This window comes from Emticicia sp. C21 (assembly GCF_003418935.1).
GTDB lineage: Bacteria > Bacteroidota > Bacteroidia > Cytophagales > Spirosomataceae > Emticicia.
In genome coordinates this window covers 117,648-133,084 of record NZ_QVMT01000011.1, presented here as the reverse complement: position 1 = coordinate 133,084, position 15,437 = coordinate 117,648, and the positions used below count along the sequence as shown (strand labels likewise).

The following is a 15,437-nucleotide window of genomic DNA, read 5'->3' as shown; positions in this document are numbered from 1 at the left end:
TTTCAAATCGATTGGATTGGGATGCGATATTAAGATGGTTTAATAAATCTCAATTTGCCTAAAATCAATCTTCAACTAATTTCTCTTCTAATAAATCAAATCTTGTTAGTTCTTCAATAGTATATATTCCCCAAGGCTTCTCGGTATCAATAGTAAGTATTGTACGTCCATTTGCATCTTCCCATTTCTTTAGAATTTCACATGCAACTACTCCTTCTTTTGGATAATCACTATTCTCATCCAAGTCTTCTAATGTGAGGACTGGTACCTTATCTATTACCACATGCTCTATATCCCAAGCATCTTTGAACCTCGCTTCTATAAATCCGGGTTGACTATTATCTGCGAATCTTATAATTTCTACTTTAAATGCTTTCATTGGATTTATACAATTCAATTTTTCTGCCATCGGGGTCTGTTATAATAGCAATTATGCCAAAATCTGTTTGCTTAGGTTCAGATATCAAAAACCCTTGATTGCTTAAGGCTGCCAGAGATTCTTCAAAACTATCTAATTCAAAACCTAACCTTAAATTTTTATCAGCCTCCGTTTGATTTTTTGTAAATGGATAAATCTCAAAAATTAATCCATCAATAACTGCCGAGTAATGATATGGTGAATTACCGTATTTATGATAATCAAATGTCAACCCAAGCAGGCTGTAAAAATCTGCTAATTTTTCAGGGTATTGTGTACGAACTACTATCAGCTTAATTCTCATTAACAATTCTTACTTAAGGTATTCTTGCATTCTTCGGTTTATCTTTTAACTGAACAATTAATTTGTCTATATTCCTCAACAAAGTTTCTTCTGTTTTAATATAGAATAAATACTTCAAAATATCTTTTTTGCGGGAAGCTGTAAGACTATCAAATGCTTCTTGTAAATTGTTTTCCTGAAGAGCCTTTAACAACACATCAGGCATTGGATAACGTTTATCCTCCTCAACATCATCCTGTTCAATCGCAAACTCAGCCACTTCTCCTAAAGCTGTTTTCCCTCCTTTCATCATAATTAAATTCACAAAAAGACGATAAGGAGCATTTTTGACAGGCATTAATGTTTGAGTAAAATCAAAGCCATTAATCTGCCCTTTAATTTTGATATAGCCTTTTTGCTTCTGCAATTGGCTTGTAATTTCTTCAGAAACATCAACAGCCCAATTGATTCCGGTTGGGTAGATTTTTGCCTGGAAAGAATGTATCATGCGAATCAAGTAAGTAAGATTACAAATCACCTGCAAAATAATAAACTTATCAATATTACCTATACCCCTCAGCCTGCAAATAAAACAATTCAGCATATCGCCCATTCTTAGCTAATAATTCTTCATGGCTACCAATCTCTAATAATTCGCCTTTGTCTAATACCAGAATCCGGTCAGCCATTCTTACAGTTGAGAATCTGTGAGAGATGAGCACTGCTGTTTTACCCTTAGTTAATTCTGCAAAGCGACGAAATACTTCATACTCCGCACGGGCATCAAGTGCGGCTGTTGGTTCGTCCAGGATTATTACATTGGCTTCTCTCAGATAAGCTCTGGCCAAGGCTACTTTCTGCCATTCCCCTCCTGATAGTTCTACGCCTTTAGCAAATCGTCTGCCTAAGGGCTGACTGTATTTCATAGGTAGTTTTTCGATCACAGTATCTGCCAGGCTTTGTTCGGCGGCCCTTTCCAGATGGTTTTGTTTGTCTATTGACTCAATTCCTCCAACTGCAATATTATCTCCTGCTGTAAACTGAAAACGCTGAAAATCCTGAAAGATAACTCCAATTTGTTGCCGTAGCTCAGTTAAATCATATTCTTTCAAATCATAACCATCCAATAAGATTCTACCCTCATCTGGGTCATATAATCTTGCCAATAGTTTAACCAAGGTGGTTTTGCCAGAGCCATTCTCTCCAACTAATGCAAGTTTCTCTCCTACTTTCAAAGTAAAACTTAAATGTCTGTTGGCCCATCGCTCTGAGTTAGGATATTTGAACCCAACATTTTCAAAGGTAAATCCTTGCTGTATTGGATTGGGAATAGCTCTAGGTTTTGCTGGTGAAACAATTGTTGGTGTGATTTTGTAGAAATCGAATAAATCGTTTAAATATAATGCCCCTTGCGAAATACTATTAAAGCGTCCTAATATGCTTTCAAGTAAAGATTGTAATTGTCTGAATGAGCCTGTCAGGAATGTAAGGCTACCAATACTTACAACGCCTTTTACAGTTTCGAAAACAATAATACTATAGGCCGAGAAATAACCAATTGTACCAATAGCTACTAAAAGACTACCCCAGGATGCTCTCTCAATGGATAATTTTTTATTTTCGTTGAAATAACGGCTTGATAAATTTCTAAAACGCTCAATCAGGAAACCTGATAAGCCAAATAACTTTACTTCCTTAGCCGTCTCATCGCTTGCGCCAATGTATCGGTAATAATCTAATTCACGTCTCTGGGGTGTCCAACCACGTTGCAATGAGTAACTTCTGGCATTAAAATGTAGTTCACCAATAAATGAGGGAATTACAGCTACTAACAATAGTAAAATCAACCATGGGTTAAATGTAACCAATCCCACCAACAAACTCCCCATTGTAATAGCATCCTGGCCTTGTGCCAAGGTCTGTGAGAGCAAAGCTGTTCTTCCAGTCACCTGCTGTCTGGCTCTTTCGAGTTTATCATAAAAAGTAGCATCCTCAAATTGAGCTAAGTCTAATGAAGCAGCATGTTCCATTAGTTTAATTGAGGTTTTATTAGCAAACATATCACCTAAAAGACTATCGGTCAGGCTAATACCTCTAGCCAATAAATCACTGATGATTACTAATCCGAATTCAAGGCCTATTAAAAGCCACAAATGGCTGTACTCCATTGATTTTTTGTCAATTAGTAGCACCACCTCATCAATCAGCAATTTACCAATGTATAAAACCAACAAAGGGATTGAAGAGCGAATAAGCCTTAACACTATATTACCAGATGCTAAAGCTGGTGAAGTCTGGTAGACTTCTTTGAGGAATGTGGGCAGGTTATTAAGTGCTTTCAGCCTTTGACGTATATCTATTTTCTCTTCTTTTTCTTCCGTGGGGATTCTAGCCATTTTCTGTCGTTTCATTTGAATGGTAAACAGCTAATTATCTGGTTTAGGTTCAATTGTTTTCTTGCCGTTTTGTTCACTAATTACTCTTGACATTCAGAAATAATATAATCATTGATTGACATAAACTTATTCATAGACTAATATGGAGTTTATATCTGGCTAATGAGTTAAACCAGCAAATAGAAAGAAAACAACTGCATTCATTTACCCAACGGAATTAAATGCTTACATTTGTTTCTAAACCTAATTATGCAGCATTTTGTCATCAAACACATGAAAACACTACTCTGCGCTTTCCTGATATGTAGTTTTTCTACCGCTTTTGCCCAATCAGATAATATCGAAATAGAAATTAATAATCAAGTTTGGTTACCATTTATAAAAACTTATAGCAGTATGGACGCTATCGGTTTTATGAATCTTCATTCGAGAGATTTATTACGGGTGCCTGTTGATTCTAAAAAGATTTATAATTACGAAGAATATAGTCTGAATAATCAGCAGAGTAATGAATATAATTTCAGGCATAAAAGAAGACAGGCTATTGAGTTTAGTTTTGAAGAACGCGTACACAATGAAACATCCGCTTTTGAAGTGGGCTACTATAAAGTTACTACAACCGATGCCAATGGAAAAACAGGCACTTTTTATGGAAAATTTACAGTAGTACTTCGCAAGTTTGATGACCGTTGGAAAATAGTTCTCGACAGCGATACCAGCAAAAAGATTACAGAATCTATGTTCCTTAGCGGGAAAAAACTATAGTCTGAACAGCATGAAAAAACTTTTTACCAATCTTACTTTCTGGGTATTAACTGCCATTGTCTGTGGTATTTTATTAGGCCATTATAATCCTGAATTTGCCTTAAAACCTATCCTTGAAAAAGGCATTAAATTTAACCTTTTCATTTCTGAGTTCGAAATTAAAACCACTTTCAGCGAATTCCTGAGTAGCATATTTATTAGTACTGTTAAACTCTTTATCAATCCGATCATCTTTCTTACTATCACATTAGGCATCATTTCGATGGGTGATTTGAAAAAGGTAGGCAAAGTCGGTGCGAAAGCTTTGATTTACTTTGAAATAGTAACAACGGTCGCGCTCATCATTGGTATTTTTGTAGCGAATGTTTTACGTCCTGGTGATGGAGTGGTTACTAATGAGATTAAAGGGGGTGATATATCGAAATATACCCAAAGTGCCGAGCATTTTAGCTGGGTAAAATTCTTTTGGGATAATGTTACGTTGCAAGTACTGGTTGTAGCTATTGCTTTAGGTATTGCTCTGAGCAACTATTCAGGTCGCCAGGCAGTAGTTAATTTCCTCTCCCCTATTTCCAAGAAAGTTTTCTGGGCTTTGCATAAGGTTATGTTATTTGCTCCTATCGGAGCGTTCGGAGGTATGGCCTTTACGATTGCTAAATATGGTATTAAAACTTTACTCCCATTAGCTAAATTAATGGCAACAGTTTATACCACCATGGCTCTTTTCATTTTTGTGGTACTCTATTTCATTCTCCGCTATTATAAAATCAGCCTTTGGGGCTTTTTGAAATACATCAGAGAAGAATTGTTAATTGTACTAGGCACCTCATCTTCAGAAGCAGCTTTGCCATCTTTGATGGAAAAACTGGAGAAAATGGGTTGTTCCAAATCAGTAGTTGGGCTGGTTGTTCCGGCAGGATACTCTTTTAATCTGGATGGAACCACTATTTATCTTTCAATGGCCGTTATATTTTTAGCCCAGGTATTTAATGTCCATTTAGATATTCAGCAAATACTGACCATTATCGGTATTCTGATGGTAACTTCTAAAGGAGCGGCTGGTGTAACGGGGAGTGGGTTTATTGTTTTGGCTTCTACCCTGACAGCCATTAAAGTAATTCCGGTTGAGGGGCTTGCTTTACTTTTAGGAGTTGACAGATTTATGTCAGAAGCTCGTGCGATTACCAATTTTATTGGCAATGGAGTAGCAACCGTATGGATTTCAAACAATGAGAATGAATTTGACCGCAAAAAAATGGATGCAGCTTTTAAAAAAGTAAATAAGTTTGAAGACATCGTTACCGACAACATCAAGAACTAAGAATTTCAAAGGATATTTCAACAATTACACCATCATCATAGCCTGAATACAGGCTAAAAACAACATTTTCTTTCTATCTAACAATTTTCTATGCGTACCTTTGCGCCTGGAAAACAAAACTATTCGAAAAATGAGTACGAAGAAAACACTGAAAGAAGAAGCCTTATATTACCATGCCAAAGGTCGACCAGGCAAGATAGAGGTGATTCCATCGAAAGAAACAGCCACTCAAAGAGATTTAACTTTAGCCTACTCTCCGGGCGTTGCCGACCCATGTATGGCGATCTACGAAAACCCCGAAGATGTTTATAAATACACAGCCAAAGGCAATCTGGTAGCTGTAATTTCTAATGGCACGGCCGTATTAGGCTTGGGAGATATTGGGCCCGAAGCAGGTAAACCTGTCATGGAGGGAAAAGGGCTTTTGTTTAAAATATATGCCGATATTGATGTATTTGATATAGAACTCAATACCAAAGATGTGGATGAGTTTGTAAGAACTGTAAAGATTCTTGAACCTACTTTTGGCGGTGTAAACCTCGAAGATATTTCTGCACCCGAATGTTTTGAGATTGAAGAACGTTTGAAAGCCGAAATGAATATTCCGGTAATGCACGACGATCAACATGGCACAGCTATTATCTCTGCTGCGGCCTTGTTGAATGCACTGGAATTGGTAAACAAAAAATTCGAAGATGTAAAAATCGTCATTAATGGCGCTGGAGCTTCTGCTATTTCTTGTACTCGCTTATACAATTGTTTAGGAGCACAGAAGAAAAACATTTTTATGTTCGATAGCAAAGGCCTTATTCATCCAAGCCGTACGAACTTAGATGGAAAAAAAATAGAATTTGCCAATGATGCTATGCCTGCCGAAACGACTCTGGCAGATGCTTTGGTGGGTGCCGATGTATTTATTGGGCTTTCGAAAGGAAATACCTTAAAGCAGGAAATGGTGCAATCGATGGCGAAAGATTGTATTGTGTTTGCCATGGCCAACCCTACCCCGGAGATTGCCTACGATGAAGCAATGGCGGCACGTGAAGATATTATTTTTGCCACAGGTCGCTCAGATTATCCGAATCAGGTAAATAACGTTTTAGGGTTTCCCTATATCTTCAGAGGTGCGTTAGATGTTCGCTCGAAAGTGATTAATGAAGAAATGAAACTGGCAGCTGTAAGAGCGCTGGCCGATTTAGCCAAAAAACCTGTACCCGACATCGTAAACCTGGCTTATGGTGAAAATAATATGATTTTTGGCAAGAAATACATTATTCCAAAACCGGTTGACCCCCGTCTGTTGACAACAGTTGCACCTGCTGTTGCTAAGGCCGCTATGGATACAGGTGTTGCCAAATTCCCGATTATTGATTGGGAAGCCTATGATACACAACTATCTAAACGTTTAGGGCAGGATAATACCCTTAGCAAAGTAATTATTACAAAAGCTAAACAAAACCTGAAACGTGTGGTATTTGCTGATGCAGAGAACCTAACCGTATTGAAAGCCGCGCAACAGGTTATTGACGATGGCATTGCAATTCCGATTTTGTTAGGTAATGAAAATAGAATTACCCAATTGGTATTAGAAAACCATATTGATGTGGCAGGCGTTGAAATTATCGATCCCCGTTCACCTAAAGAAGAACCTCGTTTGCAAAAATTTGGCGATATATTTTATGAAAAACGCAAGCGCAAAGGCTTGAATAAATTTGAGGCCAAAATCTCCATGCTTAACCGTAACTATTTCGGCGCGATGATGGTTGAAACCGGAGAGGCTGATGCGATGATTGGTGGGATGACCCGTAACTATCCTGAGACTATCCGTCCGGCTTTACAAATTATCGGTCGTCAGGAAGGTGTAAAGAAAGTATCGGGTATGTATATCCTGATGAGTCGTTTCGGCCCATTATTCCTGGCTGACACTACAGTTAACTTTAATCCAACTACAGAAGAGATTGTGGAGATTACGGAACTGGCAGCTAAAGAAGTAGAGAAATTCAATATTAAACCACGGATTGCCTTATTAACTTACTCTAACTTTGGAAGTGCTGATGGCGACGATGCCGTAAAAATGCAAAAGGCTGTGGCGATTTTGAAGGAAAAACACCCTACTATGATAGTTGATGGTGAAATGCAAGCGCACTTACCTTTTGATCTGGATTTACTGCGTGAAAATCACCCGTTCTGTGATTTGGTTGATGGCGGTGCCAATACCCTTATTTTCCCGAATTTATCAGCTTCAAACATTGCTTATAACCTGGTAAAAGAAATAGCCAATATCGAAAAAATCGGGCCTATTTTATTAGGGATGAAGAAACCTGTTCACGTATTGCAGCTAGGTAGTTCTGTTAGGGAGATTGTGAATATGGTAGCAATTGCGGTAGTTGATGCGAGATAAAAGGCTTTTATAAATATTGAAAGGTGTTATCTATTTTGATGGATAACACCTTTTTTTTATAACCTATACCAAATTACTCTGAATCTATTTTAAAAAAGGCACAAAATAGCGGAATGGTTCAACAGGAATGTTTCTTAAAATTGTAAAGAGAATTATAAATAGTAGTATTGGCAGAATAATTTTACGTGAATAAAATTCAGGAGGGAGTATCTTTTTACTGCTGAATTCCTCAAATAGCTTTATGCCTATTAATGGCAATACTAAGAAAACAAGAAGGTTATTTTGGGCGGCAGTGGCTATATGCCCATGCAACAACGCATGAAAAGCTCTCTGACCTCCACAACCCAGACAATATAAACCCGTAGTTTTATTGAATAGACACTGCATATTAGGTAGCAACTCTGCAGATGGATAATAAAAATAATAAGCGGTAATAGAGAGTACTATTACCGCCAAAAATATCTTATACTCCAGGCTACGATTCATAAACTCTTAATCCTCCACTACCAAAGTTTTGGCAGCTAAATCATGTAAATTCTGTTCTTCTTTGTTAAATAAACATACCAACAATAATAATATACAGAATTGGCCTGCTACAAATTTTACCAAAGCTCTTATAAAAGCTTCATTTGTGTTTAATGGTTCGCCGTTTTCTTTGATAACTTTAATTTTCATAATGCTTTTGCCAAGTGTGCCTTGCCTAGGTGAGGCCGTCATTAAGGCGTCATAAACAACTGGTGCAATGATAGCTATTAAAATGATGCCAAGGATACTTACTCCTCCGGTCACTGCCATAGCTGCAGCTTCACCATCCGAAAGCCCCCTTCCAGAACCTAAGCCCAGAAAAGCAAAAAGCCCACCAAAAGGAAGGAATATTAACATGAACGCAATACCTAGAAGAATACCATCGATAATGTACGCCAGAAAACGTTTGCCAAAACCGGCCAAGCGAAAATTGTTCATAATAAAATTTGTTTAGAGGTTTAGATAAGAGATTGGTTTGAAACTTTACCAAATCTAAAAAATAATTCCAGATAATTACAAATTTTATCTTCAAAAAATCCTAATAATCAAGTAGTTGCATTATATATTTTATCAAATGGTAATCAGACCTTTTTTTTCAAATCTTTTACCTTCACTTTTTCAAAAACGTCAACATAGCTTTTGGCGCTGGCATTATAAACTTTTACCCCTATACTCCGTGCATATTTAGCAAGTACCTCGTAACCATAAAAAGCCTTATGCAATGAAAAGAGTTGTTGGCTCATGTAAGAAGTTTCGCGAACAGCTATGTCATAATCTTTCTGTCCATAAAAATGTGTATCGCTTACTACCAGATTATTGTCTTCATCAAGCTTTATCATTTCATGCCATGAATGATCAGCACCGAAAAGATAAATTTCTTTAAAACCCATATTTAGGCTGTAGAATAATGCCGCGACTAATACATTCTGGCATTGAGGCATACCTAAACCTTTTTTGAAAAGCCAATGAGTTAGCTTGGTATATCCTGAAACGATTGTATAGTTAAAAGGAATAGGTTTTATATGAGGATTCTGTGCCAGTTCACTCCGAAAATAAGCTGACTTTAACATTTTTGTGGGAACAAATAAATTAAGATCCCAGGTAGTATTTTCAACGATTCCTCTTAGACCGGTTCTGCCATGCCAGTGGTCAGGATTCATAAAAGACCAATCAAGCAGTAGATAATTTTTAGGCCTAAGCTGTGTATATTCTTTAGTGGTAGAAAAAAGATTAACCGCAATGAGTTCGAGTTTATTCAGAAATTCGATATCTTGTTCAAGTGTTACTTTTAAAGATGGGCCATTACCCAGAATTCCACACCGCGAATTGGTAGCTTTAGTAGTTTTAAGAGAGAAATCAGATAAAAATAGCACCTTTATCAACGATAAGATGCTATTGATAAAACGATTGATTGCTTGCTGTAGCGATAAAAGGAAATTAATCATACATACGAATTTTCGATCAAAATAAGATTATTCCTATACTAAGTCAAATAAGTCTTTTACTCCCAGCATTCTGGTTTTCGTAAAGCCCTCGCCAAATTTAGCACCAATAGGATGTCCCATTTCCTGAGACCGTGCCTTTAGAAAATCTAAAAATTCAGGGCTCGTCAGATAAGATTCAGGTTCATTGCTATTCGGGTCATAAAACTGACTTTTATAAGCACGGATAGAAGCCTCTTTTAAATCCCAGTATTTAGATATATCAACTACAAAATCAGGTTTAATATAACGGTCTTGAATATAATGATAGAGATGTTTAGGGCGCCAGGCCGACTGTTCTGTTCCATCATCTTCAAAGGTTCTTATCATACGCAAGCCAGATAAAAAACAGGCATCAACCGCAAGAGCTGCCCCTTTTCCATGATCAGGGTGACGGTCTTCAATCGCATTGGCCAAGACAATATCAGGTTGATAACTACGAATACTTCTTATTAATTTCATCTGATGCTCTTCGTCATTTTTAAAGAAGCCATCTCTGAATTCAAGGTTTTCGCGTACAGATATGCCTAAAATTTTCGAAGCTGCTGTAGCCTCTGCTTTCCGTATTTCAGGTGTACCCCGTGTTCCTAATTCGCCTCTGGTAAAATCAACAATACCAACTTTTCTGCCTTTTTCTATAGCTATGGCCATTGTTCCAGCACACGACATTTCAGCGTCGTCGGGGTGTGCTGCCATTACAAGTATATCTAATTTCATAAAAATTTAGTGAGTGATTGAGTTATTGATTAATTGTGAATGGTGAATTAAGAATTAGCGAATATCAAAAAACATTTATTCTCTAATTCAGCATTCGCTAATTCGCAATTAAAAGAATCACTAAATAGATTAAAAAAAAAGCGACGTAAATAGTTTCACGTCGCTGATAAAATATCTTTTTTATACCTCTATTTCACTCTCAAACGGTAACCCGGACGAAGTCTTGTACTCGATTTAATACGGTTCATTCTTGTCAGATTTCCCACAGTTGTATGGAAACGGTCTGCAATTTCAGAGAGTGTGTCTCCTGAACGCACTTTTGTCCATACCTTACGGCTAACTACCTGAGGTTCGTCAAATTCAAAATCTCCTTTGCTTGCTCCACCTCTCAGATAATCATACACACGAGACGACATCGTAAATTCGGCAGAATTAATATCTATTTTTTCAGGATTGAAAGTAAAGATATTTTTCGGATCGAAAGGATTGCCTTCATAACGTGTTTCAAAATGTAAGTGTGGGCCAGAACTTCTTCCGGTGTTTCCACCTTTTCCGATTTCATCACCTGCTTTTACTACTGTGTTGGCTTCAAAGTTAATTTTTGACAAGTGCCCATACAAGGTTTCTAAGCCATTGTAGTGTCTTACCACAACACAACGTCCATAACCACCATGTACGCCTGCCACACGAATAATACCGTCAAAGGCAGCGTAGATAGGTTCACCTGTATCAAGGTCCAAATCAATACCTGTATGCCAACGGCGCCATCTCCATCCAAATTGTGAGTTTGTTACACCCTTAGCCATTGGGCCTGACCAATATCTTCCCTGATTAATATCATACAACTGAATCGGTACTACTTCCTCATAATCTTTCGCATCAATACCATAAGGATCAATTACATCAGTATTCCAAACGGAATAATAGCTGGCAATTTTCACCATATCTTCACTGCCTGCAAATTGCGCCTCTTCTTCAATCTCTACCACTTCTACCTGCCCCTCATCAATAGAAGAAGTATCTTCATGCACAGCAGCATTCAATTCTTTGATTGGCTCAATTTTCAGATTAGAACTTTTATCAGATTTCGGCGCGTCGAACTCATTAATAAAGCGTAGCTTTGGCTCTTCCTCAAAGCTAAACTCATCATCTTGCTTCTGCGGCTTGTTCAGGTTCTTATTTTTCGCTTCTTTCTGCGTTGAAGGAATGGTTGGTTTATTCAATCTTGCCCCTCTTTCTTTTGTTGTCTGCGCATAGCCGACACTCAAAAGAACAAACAAAGCAATAATGGTAAATAAAGCCTTTTTCATTTTGTATTTTGTTTTTAGGTTGCCCCATAAAAATGTATCAGACTTTCGGTCTGATACATCTCCATAACAATATTAGGCATTTTTGTTGTCTAATGCAAACTTTTCTCTGCTAAATATCTCTCTGCATCTAAAGCCGCCATACAACCTGAACCGGCTGCTGTAACGGCCTGACGATAGATTTTATCTTGTGCATCACCACAGGCAAATACTCCTTCAATGTTTGTTCTTGAACTTCCTTTGATAGTTTCGAGGTAACCTGCCTCATCCATATCCAGAAATCCGTTAAAGATTTGTGTGTTAGGCTGGTGACCGATCGCTACGAAAAATCCGGTTACATCTAAAAAGGATTCTTCCTGTGTGATATTATTTTTAATTCTTACACCCGTTACTCCCTCTTGACCCAGTACCTCCATTGTTTCAGTATGGTATAGAATCTCAATATTCGGGGTATTTTCTACGCGCTTCTGCATAATCTGTGATGCTCTGAACTCTCCTTTACGCACCAGCATATACACTTTTTTGCAAAGCTTCGATAGATAATGAGCTTCTTCACAAGCAGTATCACCTGCACCAACTATTGCCACATTCTGGCCTCTGAAAAAGAATCCATCACAAACGGCGCAGGCTGAAACACCGTAACCGTTTAAACGTTGTTCTGACTCTAAACCCAACCACTTGGCCGAAGCACCCGTAGCAATAATAACGGTATTAGCTATAATTTCGTGTGCATCGTCGATAATAACTTTATGTGCCATTGGCGTTGAGAAATCTACCTTTGTAGCCATCCCCCATCTATTGTCTGTTCCAAAACGCTCGGCTTGTTTTTTAAAATCTTCCATCATTTCAGGGCCCATAATACCATCAGGATAACCCGGAAAATTTTCAACGTCGGTGGTAATAGTCAATTGTCCTCCCGGTTGGCCGCCTTGATACATTACTGGTTTTAAACCTGCTCTTGCTGCATAAATAGCTGCTGTATAACCAGCCGGGCCCGAACCTAAAATTAACACTTCTACTTTTTCTTGTGCCATTATATTGATAATCGTGAATGTAAAGATTGTAAAATTTATCAGCTACAGTTATAACTAATAATTGAACATAGTTTCCAAGTCACAAAGTTCATCAAATTTGGCGGGATAGACAAGTTTACAAGATTTTCATTTCAATCCTACGATTAAACTGGCGGTTTTCTTCAGTATCATTACCGGCAATCGGGCGGGTTTCTCCATAGCCTACTGCTTTCACATTAGTAGCACTTACCCCTTTACCAATCAAGTAATTAACTACAGCTTCTGCTCGTTTCTGCGATAAGGAAAGGTTATCAGTGTCTTTACCCACATTATCTGTATGCCCAGAAATTTCAACTTTAATTTTTGGATTTATTTCCAGAAGTAATTTCAATTTATCTAGTTCGAAGAATGATTCAGGCTTTAAATCTGCTTTGCCTGAGTCAAAGAAAATATTGTGTAATACAATATCTATGTCCATTTTAATTGGCTCTAATATTATATTCACTACCTTGCCATTAACGTCGTTTTTTTCAGAAAAATCAAACGAAAGACTTCTATTGAAATAGTCTTTCTTACTAATGAATAGCCCAAAATGACTACCATTTGGCAATACTGCTGTGTATTCGCCCGTCATTGCATCTGATTTCAGCCTTTCAATAGTTACTCCTGTTTTTAAATCTATGAGTTCAATATCAGCAGAAAGGTTTTTCTTACTTTTTGCCTCTTGCACAATACCTTTCACATAATTAACACGACTGAATCGATTACTTAATTCTTGCGGAATATCAAATTGATATAACCTGATTGCTTGCTTGGTATCAAATGAATAATAGCCCTTTTTGCCATCAGAGGTAATGAATAATGCCACCTGGTCTTCGTGCGTATTAATCGGATAGCCGAGGTTTTCGGGCTTTGAGAAAGTATAAAGTTTTTGCTCAGTCATATACAAATCAAAACCACCTAAGCCTGTGTGTCCATCAGAAGCGAAGAAAAGCGTATGTCCATTGGCATGAATAAAGGGTGAAATATCATCTTTTGGGGTATTAATAGTATTGCCCAGATTGATTGCTGGCGACCATACATTATTTTTCAATTCACTTATCCATAAATCTTTTTCTCCAAAGCCTCCCTGGCGCTTTGAGGAAAAATATAATACATGCCCATCGTTTGACAGACTTGGTTGAGACTCCCATTCGCGGGTATTGATACTAGCGCCTAAGTTTTCAGGTGCACTCCACTCATTACCTACCTTACGGGAAATATATAAATCACAACTCCCGAAGCTATCTTTGGCATCACAACTGGTAAAAACAAGTGTTCTACCATCAGCTGAAATACTGCAGGTACCTTCATTAGCAGGGGTATTGATATTCGATGAAATGCTCTTAGGCTTAGTCCATTTCCCATCTACCAATTGAGCGGAGAAGAGGTTTTCATCACCTTCTTCTGAGCGAGCTGTAAAAATCAATGTTTCGTTATCGGCAGTCAATACCGGAAAATATTGATTGTTTTTGAAATTTATCACTTCACCCATGTCGCTGGCATCGAAATTCAGTTTTTTCTTCTGAGCTTCTATGGCAAAATTACAATTCTCCAATTGTTTGGTGAGTTGCTTTACTATCATGCTATTGGGAGGAGAGTTTTTTAAGGCAAAACCTAACAATGGCTTGGCAGTCTGGTAGTCTCCATTACGTAAAGCACGTGTACCAATATAGGTATACGCCTGTCGGTATGTTGGTTCTTCAGGTTTAAACTTAATGGCTTTCGAATAATACTTAATAGCGCTCGCTTCGTTACGTGCAGTCTCACTCATTTGCCCCAATTTAAAATAAGCATCAGCATAGGTTGAATCTTTTTCAATGGCTTTTAATAAATTTTCAGTAGCGTCGTCTGATTTTCTGGCTACAAAACTCTTCACACCCTTATCGTAAAACTCTTTTGCCTTAGTATCTTGCGCCTGTAGAGCACCCGATACGCACATAATTAAAAGTAACGAAAACAGCTTATTCATTTTAAAAATCAGTTTTATAGTTTAACGTACGGTTTTGTTGCTTATTTTTGAGCGCTTAAAATTACGTCAGTTTAAATTACATCTGAATGCTTCATCTTTATCTTAAATCATTACATATCATCGGTTTTGTATCATGGTTTGCCGGATTATTTTATCTGGTTAGAATATTTGTTTATTACGCCGAAGCCGAGCAAAAACCTGAACATTTGCGGGAAGCCTTTAAGAAAGACTATATTCTGATGCAGAAAAGAGCCTATAAAATCATATGTAATCCTGCTATGATGATTACCTGGACTTTCGGGATTCTGATGCTCATTAACTCGCCTTATTTTTTGCAACAAGGTTGGTTGCATGTCAAGCTCGTATTATTGGTTTTATTGACAGGCTATCATATTTTCTGCAAAAAAACCATTGAACGATTGGAAAAAGGTGAAAAATATATGGTATTTAACTCTTTTCAATACAGATTGTTAAACGAATTACCTACATTATTTTTAGTAGCTATTGTACTATTGGCAGTTGTGAAAAATCTTATCAATTTTGCCTTTCTGTTTTTAGGAGTTATTGCCTTCGGGTTTCTACTTTTCTTAGCTGCGAGAGCTTACAAAAAGCATAGAGAAAAAAACGTCCCTAACCGCGCGGTGGACCGTCCCTGAAGGGGAACTACAGATTCGCGGCCATTTAATTTTACTACAGCGTTCATTAAGTATACTATGCATTCAATTGTTTTTTAGTTCCCCCTTTAGGCTTAGGGGTGTTATTAACCAATAAACCCCTCTTCAGTAAAAACCAAAGCGGG

General features: G+C 37.6%; 15 protein-coding genes. 4 read left to right on the top strand and 11 right to left on the bottom strand.

The features are described from left to right. Positions 1-64: 64 nt before the first annotated feature. Genes D0T08_RS21480 through D0T08_RS21465 form a run of 4 tightly spaced genes read right to left on the bottom strand, consistent with a single transcriptional unit; the run spans position 65 to position 3,097 of the window. On the bottom strand, positions 65-379 hold the full coding sequence (locus D0T08_RS21480; protein ID WP_116984745.1) for a hypothetical protein: 315 nt from the start codon (positions 377-379) through the stop codon (positions 65-67). Continuing rightward, positions 366-722, bottom strand: coding sequence for a VOC family protein (locus D0T08_RS21475; protein ID WP_116984744.1), 357 nt, complete (start codon positions 720-722; stop codon positions 366-368). Before D0T08_RS21475 ends, D0T08_RS21480 begins: the two co-directional genes overlap by 14 nt. 13 nt (positions 723-735) lie before the next feature. After that, the gene (locus D0T08_RS21470) at positions 736-1,209 is read right to left on the bottom strand and encodes a YdeI/OmpD-associated family protein (RefSeq protein WP_158561326.1); all 474 of its coding nucleotides are present in this window, start codon (positions 1,207-1,209) and stop codon (positions 736-738) included. Between the two features lie 55 nt (positions 1,210-1,264). Next, entirely contained in the window at positions 1,265-3,097 is a 1,833-nt protein-coding gene (locus D0T08_RS21465) for an ABC transporter ATP-binding protein (RefSeq protein WP_116984742.1), read from the bottom strand. A gap of 273 nt (positions 3,098-3,370) precedes the next feature. Here D0T08_RS21465 and D0T08_RS21460 point away from each other — a divergent pair, with 273 nt between their 5' ends. From D0T08_RS21460 to D0T08_RS21450, 3 genes are all read left to right on the top strand, one after another. Then, positions 3,371-3,862, top strand: a complete 492-nt coding sequence (locus D0T08_RS21460) for a DUF4440 domain-containing protein (protein ID WP_158561325.1) — start codon at positions 3,371-3,373, stop codon at positions 3,860-3,862. Positions 3,863-3,872: 10 nt separating this feature from the next. Further along, the gene (locus D0T08_RS21455) at positions 3,873-5,183 is read left to right on the top strand and encodes a cation:dicarboxylate symporter family transporter (protein WP_116984740.1); all 1,311 of its coding nucleotides are present in this window, start codon (positions 3,873-3,875) and stop codon (positions 5,181-5,183) included. A 130-nt stretch (positions 5,184-5,313) separates the two neighbouring features. Further along, a complete protein-coding gene (locus D0T08_RS21450) occupies positions 5,314-7,584 on the top strand; it encodes an NADP-dependent malic enzyme (RefSeq protein ID WP_116984739.1) in 2,271 nt (756 codons plus the stop codon). 84 nt (positions 7,585-7,668) lie between these two features. On the opposite strand, the gene D0T08_RS28265 is transcribed toward D0T08_RS21450, so the two are convergent. From D0T08_RS28265 to D0T08_RS21415, 7 genes are all read right to left on the bottom strand, one after another. Then, positions 7,669-7,971, bottom strand: coding sequence for a DUF2752 domain-containing protein (locus D0T08_RS28265; protein WP_409012944.1), 303 nt, complete (start codon positions 7,969-7,971; stop codon positions 7,669-7,671). Between the two features lie 105 nt (positions 7,972-8,076). Beyond that, positions 8,077-8,547 carry an RDD family protein gene (locus D0T08_RS21440; protein ID WP_116984737.1) on the bottom strand — a complete coding sequence of 157 codons (471 nt, stop codon included), beginning with the start codon at positions 8,545-8,547 and terminating at the stop codon, positions 8,077-8,079. A gap of 143 nt (positions 8,548-8,690) precedes the next feature. Further along, positions 8,691-9,554, bottom strand: coding sequence for a hypothetical protein (locus tag D0T08_RS21435; protein ID WP_116984736.1), 864 nt, complete (start codon positions 9,552-9,554; stop codon positions 8,691-8,693). A gap of 33 nt (positions 9,555-9,587) precedes the next feature. Beyond that, positions 9,588-10,307: a bacillithiol biosynthesis deacetylase BshB1 gene (gene bshB1, locus D0T08_RS21430; RefSeq protein WP_116984735.1), complete on the bottom strand. Its 720-nt coding sequence runs from the start codon at positions 10,305-10,307 to the stop codon at positions 9,588-9,590. A 188-nt stretch (positions 10,308-10,495) separates the two neighbouring features. Then, complete coding sequence (locus tag D0T08_RS21425; protein ID WP_116984734.1) at positions 10,496-11,617, bottom strand: peptidoglycan DD-metalloendopeptidase family protein; 1,122 nt, start codon at positions 11,615-11,617, stop codon at positions 10,496-10,498. 89 nt (positions 11,618-11,706) lie between these two features. Continuing rightward, positions 11,707-12,648, bottom strand: a complete 942-nt coding sequence (gene trxB, locus D0T08_RS21420) for a thioredoxin-disulfide reductase (RefSeq protein WP_116984733.1) — start codon at positions 12,646-12,648, stop codon at positions 11,707-11,709. Between the two features lie 115 nt (positions 12,649-12,763). After that, positions 12,764-14,638, bottom strand: coding sequence for an OmpA family protein (locus D0T08_RS21415; protein WP_116984732.1), 1,875 nt, complete (start codon positions 14,636-14,638; stop codon positions 12,764-12,766). Positions 14,639-14,724: 86 nt separating this feature from the next. Here D0T08_RS21415 and hemJ point away from each other — a divergent pair, with 86 nt between their 5' ends. Beyond that, the gene (hemJ, locus tag D0T08_RS21410) at positions 14,725-15,294 is read left to right on the top strand and encodes a protoporphyrinogen oxidase HemJ (RefSeq protein WP_116984731.1); all 570 of its coding nucleotides are present in this window, start codon (positions 14,725-14,727) and stop codon (positions 15,292-15,294) included. The last annotated feature ends 143 nt before the right edge of the window (positions 15,295-15,437 follow it).

What these genes read in the sequence shown, in the direction of transcription:
- D0T08_RS21480 (WP_116984745.1), bottom strand. Translation starts at nt 379, where the DNA reads ATGAAAGCATTTAAAGTAGAAATTATAAGATTCGCAGATAATAGTCAA.
- D0T08_RS21475 (WP_116984744.1), bottom strand. Translation starts at nt 722, where the DNA reads ATGAGAATTAAGCTGATAGTAGTTCGTACACAATACCCTGAAAAATTA.
- D0T08_RS21470 (WP_158561326.1), bottom strand. Translation starts at nt 1,209, where the DNA reads ATGATACATTCTTTCCAGGCAAAAATCTACCCAACCGGAATCAATTGG.
- D0T08_RS21465 (WP_116984742.1), bottom strand. Translation starts at nt 3,097, where the DNA reads ATGGCTAGAATCCCCACGGAAGAAAAAGAAGAGAAAATAGATATACGT.
- D0T08_RS21460 (WP_158561325.1), top strand. Translation starts at nt 3,371, where the DNA reads ATGAAAACACTACTCTGCGCTTTCCTGATATGTAGTTTTTCTACCGCT.
- D0T08_RS21455 (WP_116984740.1), top strand. Translation starts at nt 3,873, where the DNA reads ATGAAAAAACTTTTTACCAATCTTACTTTCTGGGTATTAACTGCCATT.
- D0T08_RS21450 (WP_116984739.1), top strand. Translation starts at nt 5,314, where the DNA reads ATGAGTACGAAGAAAACACTGAAAGAAGAAGCCTTATATTACCATGCC.
- D0T08_RS28265 (WP_409012944.1), bottom strand. Translation starts at nt 7,971, where the DNA reads ATGCAGTGTCTATTCAATAAAACTACGGGTTTATATTGTCTGGGTTGT.
- D0T08_RS21440 (WP_116984737.1), bottom strand. Translation starts at nt 8,547, where the DNA reads ATGAACAATTTTCGCTTGGCCGGTTTTGGCAAACGTTTTCTGGCGTAC.
- D0T08_RS21435 (WP_116984736.1), bottom strand. Translation starts at nt 9,554, where the DNA reads ATGATTAATTTCCTTTTATCGCTACAGCAAGCAATCAATCGTTTTATC.
- bshB1 (WP_116984735.1), bottom strand. Translation starts at nt 10,307, where the DNA reads ATGAAATTAGATATACTTGTAATGGCAGCACACCCCGACGACGCTGAA.
- D0T08_RS21425 (WP_116984734.1), bottom strand. Translation starts at nt 11,617, where the DNA reads ATGAAAAAGGCTTTATTTACCATTATTGCTTTGTTTGTTCTTTTGAGT.
- trxB (WP_116984733.1), bottom strand. Translation starts at nt 12,648, where the DNA reads ATGGCACAAGAAAAAGTAGAAGTGTTAATTTTAGGTTCGGGCCCGGCT.
- D0T08_RS21415 (WP_116984732.1), bottom strand. Translation starts at nt 14,638, where the DNA reads ATGAATAAGCTGTTTTCGTTACTTTTAATTATGTGCGTATCGGGTGCT.
- hemJ (WP_116984731.1), top strand. Translation starts at nt 14,725, where the DNA reads ATGCTTCATCTTTATCTTAAATCATTACATATCATCGGTTTTGTATCA.